This window comes from Sphingomonas sp. OK281, from assembly GCF_900115295.1.
Taxonomy (GTDB): Bacteria; Pseudomonadota; Alphaproteobacteria; order Sphingomonadales; family Sphingomonadaceae; genus Sphingomonas.
Map to the genome: position 1 here is coordinate 297842 of NZ_FOVZ01000001.1, position 24246 is coordinate 322087.

The window sequence follows — 24246 nt, forward strand, 5'->3', positions numbered from 1 at the left end:
TCCGCGAGGTGGGGCGAGCAGCGTCGGAAACTACCTAAGCGGTATTTCGGGATTACGCCGATCGATCGGTGCCCTTCGCTGTCCGGGCAGGGTGGTCAGGAGGGCGGGCCTTGTGCAACATCGTCGCTAATGGGCGCCGCGAAGCGGATGGCAGCAAGGGGGACACGGAAAATGGCATATCAGGCGTTCATGGCACTGCTGCTCGTCACATCGGCGGCTGGCGCCGGGCAAGTGGCGGATCCGCTGGCGATGACGACCGATGCCGGGGATCGTGCCGTCATGGCGGAGGTGGCTTCGGCGGTCGCGAGCCGGAAACCCGACATTGCCCGCCTCGACGCGGTGCTCGCCAAGCTGCCGCGTCCGACGCCGTTGCGAGGCATGGTGCAGACGGTCCGTGCCGGCGTGCTGGCTAATAAGGAAAACGCCGGGCCCGCGGTGGCGGCGGTCGAGGATGCGCTACGCTTGCTACCCGACGATCCGCGACCAAAGCTGGTGGCGGCCAGCATCTTCACGTTTTCCGGATCTCCGCAAAGAGCCGCAGACCTGTGGATGGAAGCCAGTCGCCTGTCGCCCGATATCGCGCGGATGACCGACCGTTATCTGGTGATGGCCTTGATCGGTCGTCTCACCGATATCGGGGACCGTGCGCGCGCCGACCGGATCAGTGCGCGACTTTCGGAGATCGGGTTCAGCACCGGCCTGGCACCCGAGCGGTCGAATGCGGCGCTAGGCCGGACGCGCGAGGCCGTGCGCAATCAGCAGCAGGCGGATGCGCTTCTCGCTGTCTCGACGATCGGCGATCCCGACGACCTGCTCACGCTCTATGTCGACAAGAGCTACGCCGCATTGTGGCCGCGGATCGCGGAATGGGCAGGCCCCGATCTCGCCGATCAAAGCCGGCGCTACCTCGAGGAATTGCGCGCGGATTGGCAGGCCGGGGACGATTTCGAGACGGCAACGCCTTACGCACGGCGCCTTGCCGGTCTGCAGGCCTATACGGTCGTCAACACGCTCTTCCTGCCGATGTTCGATCGCGTCGGGCCGGGCGTCGATGCGTCCGGCGCGGAATTTCTCGCACCGATCGTGTCGCGGTCGCTGATGCTGCAGGGGCGCGCGACCGAAGCGCGTGCCGTCCTTGCCAAGGCCGCGGCGGCGATACCGGCCGACGATCACGCCAATGCGCTCAACATCGACGCTGCCTACCTGACGCTCGCGACGTTGCAGACGGATTGGCCCGAGGTCGTGACCCGTGCCGACGCGTTCCTTGCGCGGACGCGGAAACTGGGACCGAACATCAATCGGTCGGCGGTGATCCAGGTTCAGGCGTGGCGGGCATGCGCGCTGACTCGCCTCGATCGTACCGCGGAGGCTCAGCGGGCGACAGCCGATGTCGTGTTGGGCGAAGCGCTGCTGCCGGGCGCGGCGATCGACCTTTATGTCTGTCGGGGCGACAGCGCAGGGGCGCGGGCATTGGTCATATCCCGGCTTGCGGACGAGACGACCCGCGGCTGGGCCCTGCGCTACGTCCAGCCGGTCCGCCCCGATTCCGTCGCGGCCCCGCTCGACCGCCTCATGATCCCGGTCGCGAACGCCGTCCGCAGCGCGCCGGACGTCGTCGCTGCCGCCAACCGGGTAGGTCGTATTCTGCCCCTGCCGGTCAACGCCGTGCTGCCTACCGGCTTCCAGCCGTTCCGTGCACGGCCGACGGGCAAGCCGCTCGATCCGGGCGCGGTCTGAACGGAGTCAATAGACCGGATCGTCGGGTTGGAGGGATGTTCATGTCCCCGTCTCGCGCCTGATCAACGTTGCGGCTTCCGCCTTTTCCGACGTCTGATCGGTGTCGCCCGCGGTGATATCGTCGGCGAGGAGCATCAGTTGGTGACCTGTCGTCGACCCGTTCGACGCGTCCTCCGCAACGTGCAGGCCCGATCCCTTCACGATTGCGACGTCCCAGTCGGTGCGGACCGCGGCCCAATAGTCCTTCGTCCGTGCCCAATACGCGTCCGCCACCGCCACCGCGAAGTCGGACGCGGCGGCGTAGGTGTTGACGACATATTCGTGGACATAGGTGGTGGGCTTGCCGTCCTTGACGCCGATCTTGGCATTGTCCTGCTCGTGGACCCAGCCGGCTGGCGTGACCACATGGCGGTTGCTGCCGACGTAATGGTCATACGGTGGATTCCGGGTCGCATCGCGGCGGGCGAGCGGGCGGCGGGTCTCGTCGCCGGTCCAGCGCGTCGCGCCGTCGTCGTAGCGCCAGCGACCGATCCCGCCATAGCGGGGGGAATCGTCGGTCTGCCATACCGTCTGCGACCATGCGCCGCGCCGTTCGGTTTCCGACACCGGCCTTAGCGTCCAGCTGCCTGCCGCGGTGTAGACGAGGACGGTGGCCGGCTGCCACGTCCAGTCCTGTCGCCAGTGCTTGATCACCATCGTCTTGGCGTTCCCGTCAGTAACGACCAGCAGATGCTGGAGGACGACATGGTCCGGCGTATCGACGATCGCGCGGACGACCTCGTGCCCGCCGCTGAGCTTGGCAGGGTAGGGCGTGTACCCCGCGACCAGCGGTGTCGTCTCGCGCATGTCGAACGTCACTTTGAACGTGCCGGCCATCGCCAGGATCGAGGCGTGATCGCGCGCCTGGTCGCCATGGATGGCCTGCGTCTGGGCGGATGCGATCGTCGGCACGAGGGGGAGCGCGGCCAGCGTCAGCCCGGTCGCGAGGAGGAGGGAACGGAACATCAGGGGCCTCACAGGTTGAGCGAGAAGGAGAGCCCGGCGTTGCGGCCGGGTTGCGAATAGGCGTCGCGCACGACCGAGGTCGAGGTCAGTCCGCGGACGTCGCTCCACCAGAAATACTTCTTGTCGGTGATGTTGAAGATCCCCGCGCGTAGCGTCGCGTGATCCATAATCCGAAGCGAGGCGGTGGCGTCGAGAATCCAGAACCCCGACGGCGTGAAGCAACTGGTGGCCGCGGTGTTGCAGGTGTTGTTGGTGTCGCCAACCTTCTTGCCCGCGGAGTGCGTTGCGATGACTTCCGCGCGGAACGGTCCGGCGTCGGGTTGGTAGAAGATGCCGGCGACGACCTTGACCGGCTCGATGCTGTCGAGCGGCTGCGTGCCGGCAACGCCGGTCGTCCGCATCGTGCCCTTGGCGTAGGACGCCGCGGCGCGGACGCCGACGCCGATCGGTAGACGTGCCTCGCCGCGTGCCTCCAGCCCCTCGATCTTGACGCGACCGCGGTTGATATACTGGTAGACCGCCGGATCCGCCGCGGTGAAGGCGCCGCTGACCTGGACCTGGTCGATGAAGTTGCGGAAGCGGCTGCTGAACGCGGTACCGCTCAGCGACCAGCCGGTGCCGCTCAACCGGATGCCGCCTTCGACGCTGTTGCTCGTCTCGGGCTTCAGATCGGGATTGGGGACCGAGCGGTAATTCTGCGTGATATTGGCAAAGCCGTTGTTGATCTGGTTCGGCTCGGGCGGCTTGAAGCCCTGCGCGTAGTTGGCGAACAGCCGGACGCCCTCGGTCAGCTTGGCGACCGCACCGATCCGCGGCGTCACCTTCGATCCACTCTGCTCGCGCGGTACGAAGGTCGTGAACAGTGGATCATTCTGTGGGTTCAGCTTGTAGTGATCATAGCGGATCGAGGGGAACAGCGTGAGCAGACCGTCAGCGATCGCGATCTCGTCCTGCGCGAACACGCCGACCAGCGTGTAGTCGGTCGTCGGGAAGGCGCGGGTCGGATAGGTTTCGCCCGCAGGCGCGACGGTGCCGTCTCGCACACCCGTCTGGCGGGTGTGCGAGTAGTCGGCGCCGTAGGCGAACAGGTGAGTCAACGGCCCGGTCGCCGCGCGGCTCTCGAGTTGCAGCGTGCCGCCGTACACTTCGTTGTCGAAGCGGTTGATCCGGGTGCGGTCTGCGGCGGTGTTGCGGTCCTCCGCCGCGGCCTGGAGCGTGAGACTCTTCTGGTAATAGCCGGCGGCGCGGATCCCGCTGACGATGCCATCGCCGATATAGCGATAGTCGATCGTGCCGCGGTTGCGCTCGGTCGTGTCGTGCGCGGAGAGGCCGATCACCGACGTCGACGCTAGCGGGGGCTTGGCGATGGCGCTGAGCACGTCGGTGTCGACCACGGACGAGAAACGCTCGTAGGTCAGGCGCAGCCGGCTGGCGTCGCTTGGCGCCCAGACCAACCGGCCGAGCAGCGCGTTCGATTCGATGTCCTGCGGGTTGGCAGTGGTGCGATCGGTGGTCGCTGTGTCGTTGCTGCCCTTGGTCTCGGTCTCGTGACCGTCGCGGTGAGTATAGGCGACCATCGCCTCGATATCGCCGGTCTTGCCCGCGACGACGAAGCCATTGGTCCAGCTGTTGTCCGAGGAATCGTAGCTGGAGCGGAGGCCGCCGCCGACCAGCTTGCCGTCGGCCAGGAAGTCGCGCGGATCCTTGGTGATGAAGCTCACCGCGCCCGCGACGCCGTCGCTGCCATACAGCGCGGAGGCGGGACCGCGCAAAATCTCGACCGTTTTGAGCAGGTCGAGATCGACGTAATCGCCGCGCCCGACCGATTGCGCGCCGAAGCTGAACGCGTCAGGGACGCGGACGCCGTCGACGGTAATCAGCACGCGGTTGCCTTCCAGGCCGCGGATGTTGAACCCGCTGTCGCGGTCGCGCCCGGTGGACGATCCGGCGGCGGTGAAGCGGGCAGGCGCGCGGCGGACGGTGACGCCCGGCTCGTAGCGGACCAAATCTTTGATGTCGGAGATGAAGCGGTCCTCGATCGTCTTCGCGTCGATCACCGATACGGTCGCGGGAACGTCCTCGACTGCCTTTTCGGTGCGTGTCGCGGTGACGGTGATCGTCTTGCCCTGGTCGTCCGGATCCGCGGAGGGCGCGTTCGAAGCCGGCTTGTCGGCCGTCGAAACAGGCGCAGCTTCTGCGAGAGCAGGCCCAGCATGGGCGATGCCGGCAGTGCCGATCATCAGCGCGATCGGCGAGATGCCGGTCAGCAATTTGGTCAATGTCATGTTCGTTATCCCCACGGTATGGCGGCTTGCTAGTGAGAATCATTCTCGTTATCAAGTGGCATTCAGGAGGAGCATCGGAATGGCGAAGATCAGGGGAAATTGGCGGACGGCGCGGGCCACCGGGGCGCTGGCTCCCGCAATCGCCACGGCGCTCGCGTTCGTTGCGGGACCGACGGCGGCGCATATGCCGTATGTGTTGCCAAGCGTCTTCGACGCGGCGGGGCGTGATCGCGTCACGCTCCAGGCATCCTTCACCGAAGACGCGTTCCGGCCCGAGATCGCGATGAAGGACGCGCCGTTCGAGATCACGGGCCCCGACGGAAAGACGGTTCGATTAGCCGCGCCGACACTCACGACCGACCAGGCGATGGTCGAGGCGGCGCTACCGGTGGATGGTGTGTACCGACTGTCGTCCGGGCAGCGGATCGGCCGGTTGAGCAAGATGTACCGGACCGGCGGAACCTGGACGATCGTCGGCGAAGGGAAGGCGGCACCCGCCGGAGCGACGTTGGTCGACGTGCGCAGCACGACGCTCGCCGACGCTTATGTCGTTCGCGGCAAGCCCGGCGACCCGGGGGCGTTGGCAGCGCGTGGCAAGGCGCTGGAAATCCACCCGCTCGACGATCCGACCCGCTACGCGCCAGGTACCGCGGCCGCGTTCGAAGTCTTGTACGACGGCAAACCGCTGGTCGGCGAACCCGTGACGCTGTTCCGCGAGGCCGGGTTCTACGATGGACGCAAGCAGGTCGCGACGGTCAACAGCGACAAGGCCGGCAAGGTCACCCTGACCCCGGTCGATCCGGGGCGATACTTGATGCTGGTGCGACACCGTGCAGCGACGCCGGGCGCGGCGGATGCGTATGCGAGCTTTACCGTGACACTCGCGTTCGAGGCGATCTGAGAGACCGTCCGATCGAGGGTCGCGTGGCGTTTCAGCCGCTGCTGTCGCGGCGCCTCAAGCCTTGAACAGCGAGGCGGCCTTCAGGACAAACGTCGCTCCGCGTTCGTCGGTCACCGCGTAGGTGAAGCCGGGGAGCAGGCAGAAGGCGCCGATGTTACCTTTCGGATCGAGTGCCAGGAACCCGACCTGGACACCGCGGATCGCGTCGCCGCGCAAGGCGGCGATATGGCGGACGACCTCCTCGCAGGCCTTTTGCGGTGACATTCCAGCACGCATCGACGCAACGACGCGCGCCGATCCTGCGACGCGCGTTACCTCCTCACCCAATCCGGTCGAGGTCGCGCCGCCGACGCCCGCCTCGACGTACAGGCCCGAGCCAACCTGTGGCGAGTCGCCGACGCGGCCGCGCATCTTGAAGGCCATGCCCGAGGTCGTGCATGCGCCGGCCATGCGTCCCGCCGCATTTCGTGCGAGGATACCGATCGTGTCGTGATCGAGTGCGCCTCCGGGCGTGCGCGTAATCCGGTTTTCGGTATTGGCCTCTGGTTGGTACTTCGCGGTCTTGAGCCAGTCTCGCCAGGCCTTTTCCGATTCCGGGGTCAGGAGCGATTGCTGCGGGAAGCCTTGGTCGCGTGCGAACCGGGTTGCGCCTTCGCCGACGAGAAACGTGTGCGGCGTGCGCTCCATCACGCGTCGCGCGACCGAGATCGCGTGCACGGTATTCTCCAGGGCCGCCACGGCGCCGACACCGCCGGCATCGTCCATGATGACTGCGTCGAGGGTCACATGGCCGTCGCGATCGGGATAGCCCGAATAACCGACGCTGTGATTATTGGGGTCCGCCTCCGGTACCATCGCGCCAGCTTCGACTGCATCGACCAGGGTCCCGCCACCGTGCATGCGGGCAAGGGCTGCGGCGTTCGCGGCGGCGCCAAAATCCCAGGTCGACACGATGACTGCTGCCGATCGTCCGCTTCGTGCGGCGGCGTGCGTGGTTTGAGGCAGCAAGGGAAGTGCTCCGACGGAGCCAAGCCCTGCGAGCAATGCGCGACGCGTGTTCATCGGTGGTACCCCTATCACGGCGGAGTCGAGACGCGCCTTGGACAACATTGCGGAATGGTATCTCGACCGGGGCTGGTTCGCCAGAGGCGTCACACTTTTGCAACATCCTGCCGGAAATGTTCCATAAAGGTATTATATAGGTATTGACGCGAAATCTTATTTGACCAAGCATGTCACCAGAACCCGGGCAGGCGTCCTCGCGCAATCCGGACAAAGGGGTAGGTATGCAATTCGGTCATTCGGTATCGACGATAGCGCTAGCAGGATCGCTGCTGTTGTGGGCAACGCCGGGCGCGGCGCAGGACGTCGCCCCTGATCCCGTGACGCCGGCCCAGGCTGCCGCGACGACCCCCGCACAAGCCAAGGTCCAGGCCGATGCGACGACCGCGACCACCGCGGTCGATCAGGACAGCGGTGCAAACCAGTCGATCGTCGTTACCGGATCGCGCATCCAGCGTCCCAACAGCACGTCGGCCGCACCGATCACCTCGGTCACCGCGCAGGACATTCGCGCACAGGCCGCGGTCAACGTCGAGGACGTGCTGAACCGCCTCCCGCAGGTCGCGCCGGACAGTCAGCAGACCTATAACGATTCCGACGGTCGCCAGCGGATCAAGCTGCGCAGCCTCGGGTTCGAGCGCACGCTGGTGCTGATCGACGGCAAGCGCCTCGGCACGCAGAATGGCCAGGACGTCGGCATCATCCCGCCGTCGCTGCTCGAGCGGGTCGACGTTCTGACCGGCGGCGCGTCGTCGGTCTACGGATCGGACGCGGTCGCGGGCGTCGTCAACTTCGTCCTCAAGAAGGACTTCGAAGGCCTCCAGATCGACGGCAACTACAGCCTCTACAATCACAACAACAAGGACACGGTGACGTCGTCGCTGGCACGCGCGTCGGGCTTCAACAGCGCGAAGGGCCTGACCAACGATGGGGGCCGCGCCGATATCACGGTCACCGCGGGCAAGAAGTTCTTCGACGGTGCGCTCCGCGTCAACGGCTTCGTTAATTACAAGCATACCGACGAGGTGCTGTTGTCGGCGCGCTCGAACTCGGGCTGCTATCTGACGCAGACGAGCCTTAACGCCCCGCTGTCGTGCGGCCTGACGCCGAGCAGCTCGACGAGTGGCCTCATCACGCCGCAGACCGGTGCGAACGCCAACGCGCAATACGTCAACAACCCCAACGGGACCCGCGAGTTCGTGCCGTTCGGCGCGGGCGCCGGCAACGCGTCGAACTATTTCAGCAACTACGCGTACCAGCGCCCGTCGGAGCGCATCAATGCGGGCGGCTTCGTCAGCCTCGATATCGCGCCCAACGCCGAGCTCTACGCCTCCGGCATCTGGTTCCGCGACAAGTCGTACAACAACTATCCGGCGATCGCGGGCGGCACCGTGAACGTCAACTGCAACAACCCGTTCCTGTCGGGTTCGCAGGCGACTGCGATCTGCGGCGCGGCGGCCGGTACGACGGCGACCGCGCCGATCGACCTGCGTTATCGCCTCGGCGAGGGTAACGACCAGCCGGATACGTACCTGAACACCGGCGTGCGGCTGACCGGCGGGGTTCGCGGCAAGGTCGGTGACGCGTGGACCTATGATGTCGGCGGTGTCTATGCGCGCAACCATCAGGATTACACGCCGAGCTTCGTCAACTCGACCAATTTGCAGAACGCGATCACCGTCGGCGGCACGCGCGCCGCACCGACCTGCGCCACCACCACCGATGCCGCCTGCGTACCGTTCGACGCGTTCAGCGCGGGCAACACCAATGCTGCGCTGATCGACTATCTGTACGACCAGGGCACCTCGACGACGACCGGCACGCTGTACGACGTACAGGCCAACGTCACCGGCGATCTCGGGAAATACGGCATCACGTCGCCGTTCGCCGAGCAGGGCGTCGCGATCGCGCTGGGCACGGAATACCGCAAGGACACGCTTAAATCGACTGCCGACGCGGTCTATCGCGCGGGCCTGGGCGGCACCGACAGCTATCTCAAGCAGGACGTCTGGGAGGCCAATATCGAGGTCCAGGCGCCGCTGGTCGAGCATAAGAGCTTCGTCGACCTGTTGCAGGTGAACGGCGGCTATCGCGTGTCGAAGTACAGCAGCAACCCGAGCACGTTCAACACCTGGAAGGTCGAGGGCATTTACGCGCCGGTCAGCGACCTGACGTTCCGTGCGTCGTTCAACAAGGCGCAGCGGGCACCGACCGTGGTCGAGATCCGCCAGGCGACCAATGTCGAGTTTGCGCGCGGCGGTTCGGGTACGTTCAACGATTTCTGCGCGCCGACCGTCACCACCAACGCGAATGGCGGCGTCACCTACGGCACGCCGATCGCCTCGCGCGACGTCTGCCGCGCGACCGGCCTGTCCGACGCGCTGTATGGCAGCCCGACGTTGATCTGTCCGGGCGACGCATCGACCGGAGCGACCGGGTGCACGGTGCGTTCGGGTGGCTATACCGCCGATCCGGAAACCGCCTACACGCAGACCTATGGCCTGATCGTGAAGCCACGGTTCGTCCGCGGCCTGGTCTTCTCGGTCGATCGCTACAAGATCAAGATCAACGACTCGCTCGGCTATAACGACTACAGCTATTATACCGATGGCTGCCTGCGTTCGAACGGCGATGCGTATTTCTGTCAGGGCATCGTCCGCAATCCCGGCACCGGCACGCTGTATTCGTCGGCGGCGAGCAACCCGACCACCGGGTACATCCGCCAAGGCACGACCAACTTCTATCAGTCGATTGCGCGCGGCTATGATTTCCAGGCGCAGTACACGCTGGATCTTGCCAGCATCGGCAAGATCGACTGGAACTTCAACGGGTCGTTTACGACGTTTGCCGGCGGCCAGGACTCGCCGCTTCAGCCAAAGCGCAACTGCGTGGGCTATTACGGCAATGGCTGCGGCCAGCTGATCCCGAAATGGTCGCATGGCCTGCGCGCGACCTACACGACGGTCGACCGCGGCTTCAGCGCCTCGTTCAACTGGCGCTATGTCGGGTCGCTCACCAACGCGGACAATTCGGGCGACGAGGCGATCGGCGGCACCGATGCCCGCGCACGGACCAGCTACTACCGGGTCGCGCCGCAGAGCTATTTCGATCTCGCGCTCAACTTCGCGATCGCCAAGCAGTTCTCGCTGCGCCTGATCGCGAACAACCTGCTCGACAAGAGCGCGCCGATCGTTCCGGACTCGTACAATGTCGCGCTCGCGCGGACCAATACGATCCCGCAGCGCTACGACTCGCTCGGTCGCAGCCTGTCGATCGGCACCACGATCAAGTTCTAAGACTCTCTCCCCCCGACTGGGGCTCGCCAGCGATGGCGGGCCCCCTTTTTTTGTCCGGAGGGCAGGGGCTTACGGGTTGATGGTGACGAAGCTATCCATCACGCGCTTGCGGCCGGAGGTTTCGAAATCGATCTCCAGCTTATTGCCTTCGATCTCGGCGATCGCGCCGTAGCCGAACTTCTGGTGGAAGACGCGCATGCCGAGCGACAGGTCGTCGCGGCCCTTGTTGCCGAGGCTGATAGCACTCGACCGGCTTTCGACGACGCGGGCGGGTTTGGTGGAGAAGGTGCTGCCGGTGCCCGATGCGCGCTGCCAGCCGGGGCCGCGGCCGGTGCCGCGCGCGACGTCAGCGAACGGATCGGCGCGGTCGGACCAGTTGGCCTGCCACAGGCTTGCACCGCCGGACATCGTCGTCTCGGTGTCGATGTGCTCGGCGGGGAGTTCGGCGACGAACCGCGAGGGGATCGACGAGTTCCACTGGCCGTAGATGCGGCGGTTCGCCGCGTGGATGATCACCGCGAGCCGGCGTGCGCGCGTGATCGCGACATAGGCTAGGCGGCGCTCCTCCTCGAGGCTCTTCACGCCGCCTTCGTCCAAGGAACGCTGCGACGGGAACAGGCCTTCCTCCCAGCCGACCAGGAATACCGTGTCGTATTCGAGGCCCTTGGCGGCGTGGATGGTCATGATCGTGACCTGCGGATCCTGCGCGCCGCCCTCGTTGTCCATCACCAGCGACACGTGTTCGAGGAATGCACCGAGCGAGTCGTATTCCTCCATCGCGCGGACGAGCTCGCTGAGGTTCTCGAGGCGGCCGGTCGCCTCGACCGATTTCTCGGCCTGATACATCGCGGTGTAGCCGCTCTCGTCGAGCAACTGCCGCGCGAGTTCGGCGTGCGGCAGGCTGGTCGCCATGTCGCGCCAGCGGGCGATGTCGCCGACCAGCCGCCCGAGCGACTTCTTGGCCGCCCCGGTCAGTTCGTCGGTGTCGAGGATGCGCGCGGCGGCGGTGGCCAGCGGCGTGCCGGTGGCGCGCGCGAGCTGGTGGATGCGCGCGACCGCCTTGTCCCCGAGGCCGCGCTTTGGGACGTTGACGATGCGCTCGAAGGCGAGGTCGTCCGCCGGCTGGTTGACGACGCGGAGGTACGCCAGCGCGTCGCGGATTTCGGCGCGTTCGTAGAAACGGAAGCCCCCGACGATCTTGTACGGCATGCCGATCGCGATGAAGCGGTCCTCGAACTCGCGCGTCTGGTGCTGCGCGCGAACCAGGATCGCGACCTCGTCCAAGGACTTGCCAAAGCGGCGGACGATGTCGATCTCCTCGCCGACGCGGCGCGCTTCCTCGGGGCCGTCCCAGACGCCGATGACCTTGACCTTTTCGCCGACGTCGCGCTCGGTCCAGAGCTGCTTGCCGAGCCGCCCGCCATTGTTGGCGATCACGCCCGATGCCGCGCCGAGGATGTGCGGCGTACTCCGGTAATTCTGCTCTAGGCGGATGACCTTCGCGCCCGGAAAGTCGCGCTCGAACTTCAGGATGTTCTCGACCTGCGCACCGCGCCACGAATAGATCGACTGGTCGTCGTCACCGACGCAGGCGATGTTCTTGCGCTCCTGCGCGAGCAGCCGCAGCCAGAGATATTGCGAAGAGTTGGTGTCCTGATACTCGTCGACCATGATGTATTTGAAGCGCTGCTGATACTGCGCGAGCACGTCTCGGTGCGTCTTCAGGATGACGAGCATGTGGAGCAGCAGGTCGCCGAAATCGCAGGCGTTCAACGCGATCAGCCGAGTCTGGTATTGCTGGTACAGCTCGCCGCCGCGACCATTGGCGTAGCGCTCGGACTCGCCCGCATCGATATCGGCGGGGACGAGGCCCTTGTTCTTCCACTGGTCGATCAGCCCCGCGAGGCTGCGCGTCGGGAAGCGTTTCTCGTCGATGTCCGCGGCGAGGATGAGCTGCTTCAACAACCGCAACTGGTCGTCGGTGTCGAGGATGGTGAAGTTCGACTGCAACCCCACGAGTTCGGCGTGGCGACGCAGCATCTTCGCGGCGATCGCGTGGAAGGTGCCGAGCCACGGCATCCCCTCGACCGCGTCGCCGACCAGCCGTCCGACCCGCTCGCGCATCTCGCGCGCGGCCTTGTTGGTGAAGGTGACGCTGAGGATTTCGGACGGCCACGCCTTCTTCGTGAAGATCAGGTGTGCAAGCCGCGCGGTCAGCGCAGCCGTCTTGCCGGTGCCGGCGCCGGCGATGATCAGCACAGGGCCGTCGGTGGTCAGCACCGCCTCGCGCTGCGGCGGATTGAGGCCGCGGAGATACGGTGGTTCTGCTTGCGCGTCGGACGAGTGGGCGATCTGGTTCACCGGTGAACAGGTAGGGAACGGCGGCCGATCGGGCAAGCACTTGGTCTTGTCGGCACGACGGCATGCAGTAGGATAACGGTGCGTGGCTGGGAGATGCCGGATGGACCGACGTGACGTGATTCGAATGCTGGCGGTTGCCGGCGGAGGCATCGCGATCGACACGATTGGCATGGGACGCGCGATCGCGGCCGAGCCTGGGCGCGTGCTGGTCAGTAAAATTGCGCTGATCGACAGCCGGGTCGTCATGGCGCTGAAGATCGGCGATGCTGGACCCTATCTGTTCGCGATCGACACCGGCGGCTTTCTTAGCCTGATCGACAACGGCCTGGCGAAATCGCTGAAACTGACCTCGACCGGCATGACCAGAGCCTCGGGCGTCGGGGGGCGGACGACCATGCCCGTCTATCTCGCGCGTGACATCGTGTTCGGCGGGGGCGTACGGCAGAACGCAGTCGCCTTCGCCGGGATCGATTTCGGATTTCACGGCGACGTGAGGGGGACGCTCGCCGCCGGGATCTTGACCACGATGGACAGCGACCTCGATATCGAGGCCGGGGAGTGGCGGACCTATCCCGACGGACACCCGCCCCGCACGGGCTATTACCGGATCGAGTCCGCGATCAGCGATATCGCGTCGGGAAGCGGACCGGGCGCCGGATCGCGGCATCTGTACGGAAGTGCGACGGTCGGGGGCAAGGGGCTGCGCTTCCTGCTCGATACTGGTGCGCCTGGCGGATTGTCACTGGATCAACCGACTGCACGGGCGCTTGGATTGTGGAACGACACGCAGCCTTATGCGCCGGTGCGACCGCGTGGGATCGGCGGACAAGCCGGGATCGCCAGGATCGTGCGCGCTGCCAGCTTCACCTTCGGCGATGCGCAGTTCGACCGCCCGTTGGTGATGCTGCGCGGCAATGGCGACATGCGGGCGCGGGTAAACGGCATCATCGGGTTGCAGGTGCTGCGACAGTTCAACCTGTCGACGGACGTGCGGGCACGGGCGCTCTGGGTCAAGCGACACGCCATCGCCGATGCCTCGGAAGAGCGCTATGGGATGTCGGGGCTGTGGATCGACCGGGAGGGCGAGCGAATGACGGTGGCCGCAGTCGGTACGGGCAGCCCCGCGGCGGCGGCAGGCATCACGATTGGCGACCGGATCGTCGGCGAGCCGTTTCCCACGGTGATCCGCAAGATCAGCGGCGCGCCGGGCTCATCGGTCACTCTGTCGGTAGAGCGAGGCGGCGCCACGTCGGATCGTACCTTCGTCCTGAAGCCGTTCCTGTAAGCGGATTCCACGCGATGGCGTGGAGGAGCTAGTGAACATCGGGGGCAGACGATCATGAGGACATCGACCGGGCGGCGCTACTGCGGCGGGATCCGCTAAGAAGCCGGGGACGTGCCGAGTTTCACACCTGTGCCATTGCAGTGATTGCCAGCGCAGCTGGGGCACCGATGGTCGGGTGGATCGCGTTCGAGACCGGATAAATGCGGGTAACGGGAAATTCGGTGACCTAACGAGTCGTCGGCGAGCGGCAGGCGGTAGTTTTGCGGACGCTGCGGGACAGGGCTGTCCTATACCAACGATGGATATTTGCCGGGCATCCTCGACGTGCAGTCGTGCACGCTCGACGATCCCAGGGCCGTTCAGCCAGGCGCGCGCATTGAGGTCGTCGATCGGCTGGCATAACCTGGCGTCACAGCGGCGCTATCGGCGTTCGAGCGGTATCCAGCGATGTGACGCAGGGCCGTTCGCAAGGTTCATGACCCGATGCGGCGAACTGCAGTGGTGGCGTCTAACCGTCGCCGAACCGTCGCGCGAGCGTCATGAAGCGCGTCTAGGGGATGCGCAGCGACGTGGTTCGTCGTCGGAGTGGCCGCATCCAGAAAGGCTTCCCGACGTGCAGGCGCCGTCGCCCGCAGGCCGATGCCTGCGGACCGCAGGACCATTCGAGGAACATCATCATGAAGCTTTTCATCAGCGTCGCTTCGGCGACGATCGTCGGCGCGTGCCTGTTCTCGGCTGGCGCGTCAGCCAGTTCAGTGCGTGAGCCAGTGTCGGTCCGCGTGTCGCGCGCCGGCCTCGATCTCACCAGCGACGCCGGGCGGACTGCGTTCCAGCGCCGGCTGCGTTCGGCGATCGCCAGCGCCTGTCAGTCACGCGCCGGCGGCCTTGCCGCGCTCGCCGACGCGCACCAGTGCCGCGCGGAAATGACCGCCGACGCGAGCGTGAAGATGGCCGCGCTGTTCGGACGCACCGGCACACAGCTCGCCAGCATCGGTGTGGCTCGCTAAGCCAGCGCGGGCGATCGATCGGCCGCCCGCGGCAGGACCTACCGATCCTCCCCCGCCAAGGGGAGGATCGGTAGGGCCGACGTCCCAAATCAGGCCGAACCATCGCTTGATCTGTATCTGTCATAAGATTGTCATCGTAAGGGCCGACTGCACATTCCATGGCAACCTCCACATTTGCACCCGACACGCTGACGGCTGATTCGAGCGCTGCGGCGTCGGCGCCGCATACCGGTCCCAAGCTCGATCATTCGCTGCACCCGGCGGGGCGGTGGATATTCCTCGCCGTGCTGATCGGCGGACTCGCCTATGCCGGGGTCAGCATCGCCTTCGACACCGCGCAAGTCGGCGAGACTCTCGCGGGTGGCGCGTTCGCGTTCCTAGCGCTCGCGCTGCTGATCGCACTCGGGTTCGAGTTCGTGAACGGGTTCCACGATACTGCAAACGCGGTCGCTACCGTCATTTACACGCACTCGATGCCCGCACCGCTCGCGGTCGTGTGGTCCGGGTTCTTCAACTTCCTCGGGGTGATGCTGTCGTCGGGTGCGGTGGCGTATTCGATCGTCACGCTGCTGCCGGTCGACCTGATCCTCAACGTCGGCAGCGTCGGCGGGTTCGCGATGATCTTCGCGCTGTTGCTCGCGGCGATCTTGTGGAACCTCGCGACCTGGGCGGTCGGACTGCCGAATTCGTCGAGCCATGCGCTGATCGGCTCGATCCTCGGCGTCGGTCTCGCCAACCAGCTCATCAACGGCGGTGGCGCGGACGGCACGTCGGGCGTCGACATGGTACAGGTCTGGAAGGTCCTTTCCGCACTCGCGTTCAGCCCGATCGTCGGATTCGTCGGCGCGCTGTTGCTGCTGCTGGTGATGAAACGGTTCCTGCGCGACAAGAAGCTGTACGAGGCGCCGGAGGGCCAGACGCCACCGCCGCGCGGCATTCGTGCGCTGCTGATCGGCACCTGCACCGCGGTCAGCTTCGCGCATGGCAGCAATGACGGGCAGAAGGGCATGGGGCTGATCATGCTCATCCTCATCGGCTGCGCGCCGACCGCCTACGCGCTCAACCGGACGATGCCCGAGAGCGCGATGCCTGCGTTCGTGCAGACGGCACAGGCGGCAGCGGTCGCGTACCGCGCGCATGCCGACGGCGCGCCGGCCGATGTCGGCACGTCGCGCGCGCAGGTCACCAAGGCCTTGAAGACCAAGCAGGTCGCCGACCCGGTCATCTATGGCGCACTGGCGACATTGTCGGATGATGTGTCGAGCCGGATCGAGGGCTATGGATCGCTCGGCAAGGTGCCCGCTGCAGCGACGCCGAACCTGCGCAACGACATGTACCTCGTGCTCGATACGACCAAGCTTATCGCCGAGGACAAGTCCGCACAGAGCCGCTTCACCGCGCAGGAGATCACGACGCTCAAGAGCTACAATAGCGGGCTCGAACAGGGCACGCGGTACATCCCGACCTGGGTGAAGGTCACCGTCGCGCTGGCGCTGGGGTTGGGGACGATGGTCGGATGGAAGCGGATCGTCGTCACCGTCGGCGAGCGGATCGGCAAGACGCACCTGACCTACGGCATGGGAGCGTCGGCCGAGCTGGTCGCGGCGGCGACGATCCTGCTGGCGGTGAGATACGGCATGCCGGTATCGACCACGCATATCCTGTCATCGGGCGTTGCTGGCGCAAGCGTCGCGAATGGCGCCGGGTTGCAGCGTCGCACTGTCATGAACATGGCACTGGCCTGGGTGATGACGCTGCCGGTGGCCATGCTGCTGTCGGGCGGGCTGTACTGGCTGCTGCTGACGTTGGCGCATACGCTGGGGTATTGAGACGTGTTCGATCCTCCCCTGTGAGGGGAGGTGGCTGGCTCTTGCCAGACGGAGGGGTGTCGACCTTAGCTAAGGTCGGATACCCCTCCGTCAGTCCTGCGGGCCTGCCACCTCCCTCGATGGGGGAGGATTTAGGTCGGCCGGAACCGGTCACTCGCGCCGCGGGTTGCCGGATCCATGCGATTACGATGCTTGATCTGTGGGAACTGGGACTGGCTCGTGCGCGAGGACTGGTTCGAGTGTAGCCACTGCCGCCTGCTTGTACGTGACGTGAGCGAGGTCGGTGCGGTTGCAGACGAGATTGTCGCGCGGTTCGAAAGCGGGCTTGTCGACCTCCAGCGCGAACCGGCTGAGCGCTGGATGCTGGACCCCGCGGGGTTGCGCAACGCGGCGTGGCGGTTCGGGTTCGAGGTTGAGCCGGTCGCCGTTGCGCAGGGCGATGTCCGCTTTCCTCCCGATTACCGTTCGGCTCAGGCGCATTCGGCCCCCGCGACGACTGTGCCGCACGGTATAGGGCTCGGCATCATGGCGCGGCCCGCCGACGCCAACGACATCGTCGAGATCGCGACACGCTATCACACCGCGTTTGCCCGGATCGTCGTCCTGCTCGACGGCACGGCAGACGAAGCAGGGGAAATCGCAGCGCGGGTCCCGTGGATCGAGGTCGCCCACCACCCCCTCTCCGGCGACTTTGCTGCCCAGCGCAATCGTCTCCAGGACGCGATGCGGACTCGCTGGGTGTTGCAGATCGATACCGACGAGCGTCCTGATCGCGCCTTGATCGACTCGCTCGGCTGGCTGGTCGCCGCGGCGGATCGCGACGGGTTGCGCTCGCTCGGGTTGCCGCGCCGCAACCTCGTCGACGGGGTGCGGTCCGCGTCCTATCCGGACATCCAGTACCGCCTCAACCGCAGCGATATTCGCTTTGCGGGCCGCGTCCACGAGCGCCCGGTCGTGCCGTTCGTCGAGAGTTCGCTGGCGCTCGCGGGGGCGCTCGATCACCGGCTGGACGGCGAGCGGGTGCGCGAGCGGACGCGAATCTACGAGGCGATGTCGACCGGCGCTGGCCGGCCGGAGGACGAAGCGCTTTTGCTTGCCCCCTTCGATTCTATCGCGGTTCGATAGACCGCGGTCGTCTGCGCGGACAGGGTGTCGCGCGTGAACATCCCGGAGGCCTGGCGGCTCGCCGCGGCGTAATGCGCGCGTAAGGCCGGGTCTTCGATCAACCGCTGGACCTGGGCGGCGAGGTCGTCGCCGGTGCAGGCCTTGGCCAACAATCCGGCGCCGCTCTCGCCGATGAACAGCCGTGCGCTCGGGTCCTCGGTGCAGGCGACGACCGGTCGGCCGAACATCATCGCTTCCTGGTACACGAGGCCGAAACTCTCGTAGCGCGAGGGGGCGACGATGACGTGCGCGGCGCTCATCAGGTCATGCAACGTCGGTTCGTCGACACGGTGATGGCAGCGCAGCCGCGCTCGCGCGGTGGACGGAAGCGCCTTCAGGTCGTCCGCATGCACGCCGACGATCGTAAGGCGAAAATCGCGCATACCGGCATCTGCGCGCCGGGCGAGGATCCTCAGCGCCATGATAAGTGCGTCGAACCCCTTGCGGTGCTCGTCACGTCCGACGAACAGCAGTTCGATCGGCTGGTCCTCGGGAATATCATGCGGATAGGTCGCGGCCGTTCCTCGCGCCACGATCTCTGGGGGCAGGCTGAGGCCGATGACCGCGTGGTGCCCGACCGGCCCGGGGGCCTCTACACCGTACAACCGGGCGATCTTCTCGCCGTGAAGCTGCGTGTTCGAGATCAGTGCCTTGCTGAAGCGTGCGGACACTTTCTCGGCCAGCATTGCTGCGCGCCGATCGAACCGATCGCGGAGGCTCGTTACCGTCTCTGCCGAGGTCGCTGCGGGGGTCGAGTTGCGCGTCACCAGCGGCGCGGGCCCGGCAAGCGCGATCGCCAGCCCTGGCGCGTACCAGTTGGTTGCCTCCACCACGTCGAACGGCTCGCTACGGTGCGCGCGCGCGACCGCGCGGCGGAACGCGAACGGCGCAACCAGATGCCCTATCCCGGCAATCTTGCGCAGCCGCGCGGCTAGTGACCCCTCGCACAACCCGCAGCCGATGACTGAAACCCGACCATCGTGACTGTCTTCGCGCCGATCCATCGCGAAAACGCACACGTCGTTGCCTGAGTCCGCCAGCGACTGCGCAATCTCGCGCGCGGCTCGGGTAAGTCCACTCTTTTCAGGGGGATAGGCCCAGGTGAGTAAAGCTATCCTCACGACCTGTGGTCGCTGGACGAACTGACCGTCAGCGAGAACGTGATAACCTGCGTCAATACAAAGGTTTTAAGTGTCATCGGCCCGGAACTCGGCAACCCTGCGAGCGGTTCCTTCGATGAATCACAGATGAACGGGGCAAAGGTGTTCGTACTACATATCGCGTTGCAGGGGTGTTTACGCGCAACCGACGTTGAATACGGAATCACCGCGGATACCGGGGGTCATATCCGGTACCTCCTCGATCTGGTCTCTGCCAGTGGCCGCAATTCGGCGATCGACCGGATGGAAATTGTCACCCGCGCGTTCCATCACGCGGCTTATGCGGAATGCTATGCCGAGCCGGTCGAGACGATCGACGGCACCACACGTATCGTCCGGTTGCTGACTGCGTCGGATGCGTATCTCGTCAAGGAAGACCTGTGGACCGAGCATGACAGCCTGGTCGAGGCTCTGGTGGCGCACATCGCTACGCTCGATCGCGCGCCCGACGTCATGCACGCGCACTACGCCGATGCCGGACTGATCGCGGCGCGTGTGTCTGCACGGACGGGCATCCCCTATGTCTTCACCGCGCATTCGCTAGGCCGTGTGAAGCTGGCCGCGTTCGATCGTGATTGTGCGGAAACTGCAGGTCTCGATCGCCGGATCGCGATCGAAGAGGAAGCCATCGCCGGGGCGGCCGCGATTATTGCCTCGTCGCGCGACGAGGCTGAAGTCCAATATGCTGATTATGATGCGTATGATCCAGGCCGGATCCGCGTGTTCGCGCCGGGTAGCGATCTCAAGCAGTTCGCGAACTGCGGCACCGATGCCCGCGTAGATGCGCTGATCAATCGGTTCCTCGACGATCCCGACAAGCCTGCGATCCTCGCGATTGCTCGCCCGGTGACCAAGAAGAACCTCGCGGCGCTCGTCCACGCTTATGGCCGCTCGCCTGCGTTGCAGGCCGCGGCGAACCTCGTGATCCTGGCGGGCACGCGAGACGACAGTGCGACGCTCGAACCCGAGATTCGCGACAACATCGCCGAACTGCTCCAGTTGATCGACCGCTACGACCTGTACGGCAAGGTCTCCTATCCGAAGCAACACCGCCCCGACGATATTGCTGCGGTTTATGCGCATGCTCGGACCCGGCGCGGCATCTTCGTTAATCCGGCGCTCAACGAACCGTTTGGCCTGACCCTGCTCGAAGCGGCAGCAAGCGGCCTCCCGGTGGTCGCGACCGACAGCGGCGGCCCGAACGATATCGTCGAGACCTGCGGCAACGGCATTCTCGTCGATCCGCGTTCACCTAGCGCCATCACCGATGCGATCCTGAAGATACTAGCCGATCCGGCGCTGTGGTCGCGCTACTCAGCGGCAGGATCGCTCGCGATCCGCGCCTATGACTGGGACCGGCACGTACAGCTTTATACCGGGTTGCTCGCAGAGGTCGTGAACGCCGCGCCTGCGGTCACGGACCGGAAGCCGGAATTGTTGCTGGTGTCGGATATCGACGGGACGTTGATCGGCTGTGCCAAGGGCGTCGACGCTTTCGCCGCGTGGCATGAAGCTCAGACCGATGTCGCGTTCGCAATCGCGACCGGGCGCAGCTTCCATAGCGCGATGGCGGTGCTCGGGCAGCATGATGCGCCGCGCCCCGAAATCCTGATCACCTCGGTCGGCTCGGAGATCTATTACCGGACGGTGCGCGGTGCCGTGTACGACCGCGATACCGAATGGGACGGGATCATCGCCGCAGGCTGGGACCGCGAGGCCGTCGCCGCGCTCATCGGCCAATATGCCGGACTGACGCCGCAGAGCCCGCTCGAACAACGCCGGTTCAAGCTCAGCTATTTTGCTGACGGCGACATGGCGGCGGCCGAACGGGTGCGCGAGTTGCTGGCGGAACATGGGCATAGCTGCTCGATCATCCAAAGCCACGGCCGTTATCTCGACATCCTGCCGCACGCCGCATCGAAGGGTACCGCGGTCGAGCACGTCCGCCGCCGCCTCGGTCTCGAACCGCGACAGGTGATCGTCGCGGGCGACAGCGGCAATGATATCGAGATGCTGCGATCGTCCCGCCATGCCATTATCGTCGGCAATTATTCGGACGGCCTAGGATCGCGTGCGGACCTTGCGCACGGCTATGTCGCGATCGGCAATCACGCGCGTGGCGTGATCGAAGGCGTCGCGTTCTTCCGCGATGCGGCAGCCGGGATCGACGTCGAGGGTATCAGGAAGGCATCGTGAGCCGCTCGACGGTCAGCGTCCTGACGCTGGTACGCGGTCGCCGGGCGCATCTGGTGAACCTGATCGCGGGCCTCAACGCATCGACGCGCAAGCCGGACGAGCTCGTGATTGCGTACATGCAGAATTCGCAGCACGCCGATCTCCCGCCGACCGATTTCCCCGTGCGCGCGGTATTCGTCGAGGGCGACGCAATGCCGCTGGCGGCAGCGCGCAACCGTGCGGCTGCTGCCGCGAATGGGGATCAACTGATCTTCCTGGACGTCGATTGCGTTCCTGCGCCGACGTTGGTCGAGCGCTATGCGGCTACGGCGATCGAGCCGGGCGGTATTCGGTTGGGCGAGGTGATGTATCTGCCTGCCGACGCGGTGGATGCCGGGCTGGACTGGGACATGCTCGACCGGGTCGGCCTGCGTCATCCAGCCAAGCCGCCGATCGCGCCCGATGAAATACGGCCGACGCCCAGCCACGGCGAGCTTTGGGGCCTGTCGTTCGCGATCTCTGCGGCGGACTGGGCGCGGGCAGGGGGGATGGACGAGCGCTATGTCGGCTATGGCGGCGAGGAAACCGACTTCGCCGCACGGCTCGAGCGCGCCGGCGTGCCGATGTGGTGGGTCGGCGGTGCGCGGGCGTATCACCAGCATCATGTCGTCCACACGCCGGCCTATCAGCATTTCGACGCGATCGTTCGTAACGCGCGGTTATTTCGGGCGACGTGGGGGCGGTGGTGCATGGATTATTGGCTGGGGCATTTCGCCGAGCGCGGGCTGATCGCCTGGGATGCGGATACGATAACGGTGCTGCGAGGGCCGACTGCGGAAGAAATGGCCGCCTCGAAAATGCCGCCGGAGGTTTTGTTTAGCTGAGATGCTGCGCAACGTTTCGATCCTCCCCTGGCGGGGGAGGATCGACTACCGCTCGATCTCTACGCAGGCGCCCATAGCGAAACCGCCAGGCCCTCCAGATAGTCGGCGGCGACCTTGGCTGCATCCGCGTCGTACAGGTCGGCGAGCGCGACTGGATCGAGCGCCTTCGCGGCGTCGAGTATACCACGCCATGGTGCCAGTGCGCCGGGCCATGACGGCAGCGCGACCGCCGCCCCGAGTTCCGCGAGTCGTTCCGCCTTGCGGGTCTGTTCGCCGAAATAGCGCCATTCGGGCGCGCAGACGTAGGGCCGACCGACGCGCGCGATCTCATGCACCGTGTTGTCGCCGGCCGATGCGATGACGACGTCGGCGGCGGCGATGTGGTCGGTGACGCCGGGGACCCAGCCGAGTTCGACGAGATTGCCGAAGTCGGTCTCATGTCCCTCGCGGTGGACTGGCCCGAGCACCAGCCACAGCGCATCCGGCACCGCGCGCGCCGCCATCGTCAGCGGGGCGTAGGGCGTGCCTGCGCCGCCGCCACCGGTGAGTACAACGATAATTTCCTTGGTCGGATCGAGGCCGAGTTTCGCGCGCGCCTCGGCCTTGGTCGGGACGGGGTCGACGGTGGTGCACAGGCCGCCGGCGTAGCACGTGTTGGCGCGAACCCAGTCCGGCGTGTCGGCCTGTTCGAGCGCCTCGCCGAACGGCGCAAGCAAGCCGACGCTCGCCTGGTACGCGCCCAAGTGACCCGGATCGAGCCGGTCGCCGTGCATCCTGATGCTGATCGCCGGGACGCTCGCGATCCGTGCAAGCAGCGCGATCTCGGCCGAGACGTCGACCACGAACAGCGCCGGATCGACATCGTCGAGATGGTCAACGATTGTCCGCATCGTCGCGCGCGTCTTCGCCACGCCGAGCGGAACGCAGTGCATCACCTCGGGCGTCGCCTGCGCGAACAGGCCAGGCGTCGGCACCGGCGCACCGATCATGTCGGGCAACGCAGCGATCGTGACAGGCCGTTCGAACCCGTCGAACAGCGACGGCTTTGCAGTGAGGATCGTCACCGCACGGTCGGCGGGCAGTTCGCGGATGATCGCCATCGCGCGGTTCGCATGGCCGCGGCCCTGGTGATGGATGAAGAACGTGATCGGTTGGCTCATGCCGATCGTTGTACCGAAGCCGCGCTCGAAGGCGATTGATGTCGATCAGCATAGTCGGCGCTCAATCCGAACGCCGCCTCGACCTCGGGATCGAGCCACGTGGCGATATGCAGGGCATCCGCGGCCGCCAGATCGGCGTAGACGGTCGGCACATAGGGTGCATGGCCCTGCCCCTTGTAGCTGGTGATCGGCGCATAGGCCTCATGCCGCGCGATCCCGGTCGCCTCGGCAAGCGCAGCGACGAACGCTGCCGGATCGTGCGCGAACGCATCGTAGCCGAGCAACGCGACGTTGTGCGCGCGATTGGTCAGCGACGACCAGTGACGGAGCTTGGCAGTGCGCTTGGCGATGCAATTGGCAAAGCGCGCGCCGGTCTGGGGATCGCGTTCGTGCAGCATCTCGTCGCCGTGCATCGGATGGCCCGGCTCGATATGCCCGAAATGATCGTCCCAGTAACTATGCCAGTCGCTGCGGATGAACGCGTCGAACGGCTTGGCCTTGAGATCCGGATGCGCGTGCCAGGGCTGGCGGTGCAGGCTGCGCGCCCAGTCATACGCATCGCGCGCGACGACCAGCACCAGCGTATCCTTCACGAACAGCGTCTGCGGCGGCACGAACCAGTGCTTGAATCCGAACGCCTCGGTAATCTCGGGGCCGGGCATGTTCGCCTCGATCGCGCGCGTGACGAGGTTCGTGCCGCTGCATCGCTGTCCATAGATCTGGATCCGCGTGATCGGCACGTCGCCGCGTTTCAGGACCCGCAATCCTGGCAAAGGTTGGTGCCAGTTCAACGGCTTGGGTGCAGATGTGGTGATCGACATGATGCCGTGCCGCTAGCGCCGTCCCGCCCATCGTTCAAGACCGGCATCACTTAGCGCGCTCCAGAGCAAAACGACGATCCAAAAGAAACCTGGTGTCGCGCAAAGGTAGCAGAA

The 24246-nt window shown here is 65.8% G+C and carries 16 protein-coding genes; 9 read left to right on the forward strand and 7 right to left on the reverse strand.

Annotated features, from left to right (window positions below; translation table 11 throughout):
- The first annotated feature begins 171 nt into the window (after window positions 1-171).
- Window positions 172-1737: a hypothetical protein gene (locus BM244_RS01465; RefSeq protein ID WP_139226843.1), complete on the forward strand. Its 1566-nt coding sequence runs from the start codon at window positions 172-174 to the stop codon at window positions 1735-1737.
- Between the two features lie 39 nt (window positions 1738-1776).
- Here BM244_RS01465 and BM244_RS01470 read toward each other — a convergent pair whose 3' ends face one another.
- Together BM244_RS01470 and BM244_RS01475 are read right to left on the reverse strand one after the other, a co-directional pair.
- A complete protein-coding gene (locus BM244_RS01470) occupies window positions 1777-2742 on the reverse strand; it encodes a DUF6607 family protein (protein WP_093396942.1) in 966 nt (321 codons plus the stop codon).
- 8 nt (window positions 2743-2750) lie between these two features.
- The gene (locus tag BM244_RS01475) at window positions 2751-5027 is read right to left on the reverse strand and encodes a TonB-dependent hemoglobin/transferrin/lactoferrin family receptor (RefSeq protein WP_254784209.1); all 2277 of its coding nucleotides are present in this window, start codon (window positions 5025-5027) and stop codon (window positions 2751-2753) included.
- Window positions 5028-5106: 79 nt separating this feature from the next.
- Here BM244_RS01475 and BM244_RS01480 point away from each other — a divergent pair, with 79 nt between their 5' ends.
- Complete coding sequence (locus BM244_RS01480) at window positions 5107-5928, forward strand: DUF4198 domain-containing protein (protein WP_093396943.1); 822 nt, start codon at window positions 5107-5109, stop codon at window positions 5926-5928.
- A 54-nt stretch (window positions 5929-5982) separates the two neighbouring features.
- Here BM244_RS01480 and BM244_RS01485 read toward each other — a convergent pair whose 3' ends face one another.
- The gene (locus BM244_RS01485; RefSeq protein WP_093396945.1) at window positions 5983-6990 is read right to left on the reverse strand and encodes a glycosylasparaginase; all 1008 of its coding nucleotides are present in this window, start codon (window positions 6988-6990) and stop codon (window positions 5983-5985) included.
- A gap of 224 nt (window positions 6991-7214) precedes the next feature.
- Between BM244_RS01485 and BM244_RS01490 the strand changes: the two genes are divergently transcribed.
- Entirely contained in the window at window positions 7215-10286 is a 3072-nt protein-coding gene (locus BM244_RS01490) for a TonB-dependent receptor domain-containing protein (protein WP_093396946.1), read from the forward strand.
- A gap of 69 nt (window positions 10287-10355) precedes the next feature.
- Here the strand turns inward: BM244_RS01490 and BM244_RS01495 are convergent, their stop codons facing one another.
- Window positions 10356-12647, reverse strand: coding sequence for an ATP-dependent helicase (locus BM244_RS01495; protein WP_254784210.1), 2292 nt, complete (start codon window positions 12645-12647; stop codon window positions 10356-10358).
- A gap of 100 nt (window positions 12648-12747) precedes the next feature.
- Between BM244_RS01495 and BM244_RS01500 the strand changes: the two genes are divergently transcribed.
- The 4 genes from BM244_RS01500 to BM244_RS01520 all read left to right on the forward strand — a co-directional run bounded on the left by BM244_RS01500 (window position 12748) and on the right by BM244_RS01520 (window position 17893).
- Window positions 12748-13932: an aspartyl protease family protein gene (locus tag BM244_RS01500; RefSeq protein ID WP_093396948.1), complete on the forward strand. Its 1185-nt coding sequence runs from the start codon at window positions 12748-12750 to the stop codon at window positions 13930-13932.
- Window positions 13933-14609: 677 nt separating this feature from the next.
- Window positions 14610-14939 (forward strand): UrcA family protein, encoded by a 330-nt coding sequence (locus BM244_RS01510; RefSeq protein WP_175517993.1) that lies wholly within the window; start codon window positions 14610-14612, stop codon window positions 14937-14939.
- A gap of 158 nt (window positions 14940-15097) precedes the next feature.
- The gene (locus BM244_RS01515; RefSeq protein ID WP_093396951.1) at window positions 15098-16768 is read left to right on the forward strand and encodes an inorganic phosphate transporter; all 1671 of its coding nucleotides are present in this window, start codon (window positions 15098-15100) and stop codon (window positions 16766-16768) included.
- A 270-nt stretch (window positions 16769-17038) separates the two neighbouring features.
- Window positions 17039-17893: a glycosyltransferase family protein gene (locus tag BM244_RS01520; RefSeq protein WP_254784211.1), complete on the forward strand. Its 855-nt coding sequence runs from the start codon at window positions 17039-17041 to the stop codon at window positions 17891-17893.
- Here the strand turns inward: BM244_RS01520 and BM244_RS01525 are convergent.
- Window positions 17809-19053: a glycosyltransferase family 4 protein gene (locus BM244_RS01525; protein ID WP_093396954.1), complete on the reverse strand. Its 1245-nt coding sequence runs from the start codon at window positions 19051-19053 to the stop codon at window positions 17809-17811. The genes BM244_RS01520 and BM244_RS01525 overlap by 85 nt on opposite strands.
- A 126-nt stretch (window positions 19054-19179) precedes the next feature.
- Here BM244_RS01525 and BM244_RS01530 point away from each other — a divergent pair, with 126 nt between their 5' ends.
- Window positions 19180-21288 (forward strand): HAD-IIB family hydrolase, encoded by a 2109-nt coding sequence (locus tag BM244_RS01530; RefSeq protein ID WP_254784212.1) that lies wholly within the window; start codon window positions 19180-19182, stop codon window positions 21286-21288.
- Complete coding sequence (locus BM244_RS01535; RefSeq protein ID WP_175517995.1) at window positions 21285-22151, forward strand: glycosyltransferase family 2 protein; 867 nt, start codon at window positions 21285-21287, stop codon at window positions 22149-22151. The genes BM244_RS01530 and BM244_RS01535 overlap by 4 nt, the downstream gene beginning before the upstream one ends.
- Before the next feature lie 59 nt (window positions 22152-22210).
- On the opposite strand, the gene BM244_RS01540 is transcribed toward BM244_RS01535, so the two are convergent.
- Window positions 22211-23311, reverse strand: a complete 1101-nt coding sequence (locus BM244_RS01540) for a glycosyltransferase (protein WP_093396957.1) — start codon at window positions 23309-23311, stop codon at window positions 22211-22213.
- Window positions 23308-24132 carry a hypothetical protein gene (locus BM244_RS01545; RefSeq protein WP_139226844.1) on the reverse strand — a complete coding sequence of 275 codons (825 nt, stop codon included), beginning with the start codon at window positions 24130-24132 and terminating at the stop codon, window positions 23308-23310. The genes BM244_RS01540 and BM244_RS01545 overlap by 4 nt, the downstream gene beginning before the upstream one ends.
- Window positions 24133-24246: the final 114 nt, after the last annotated feature.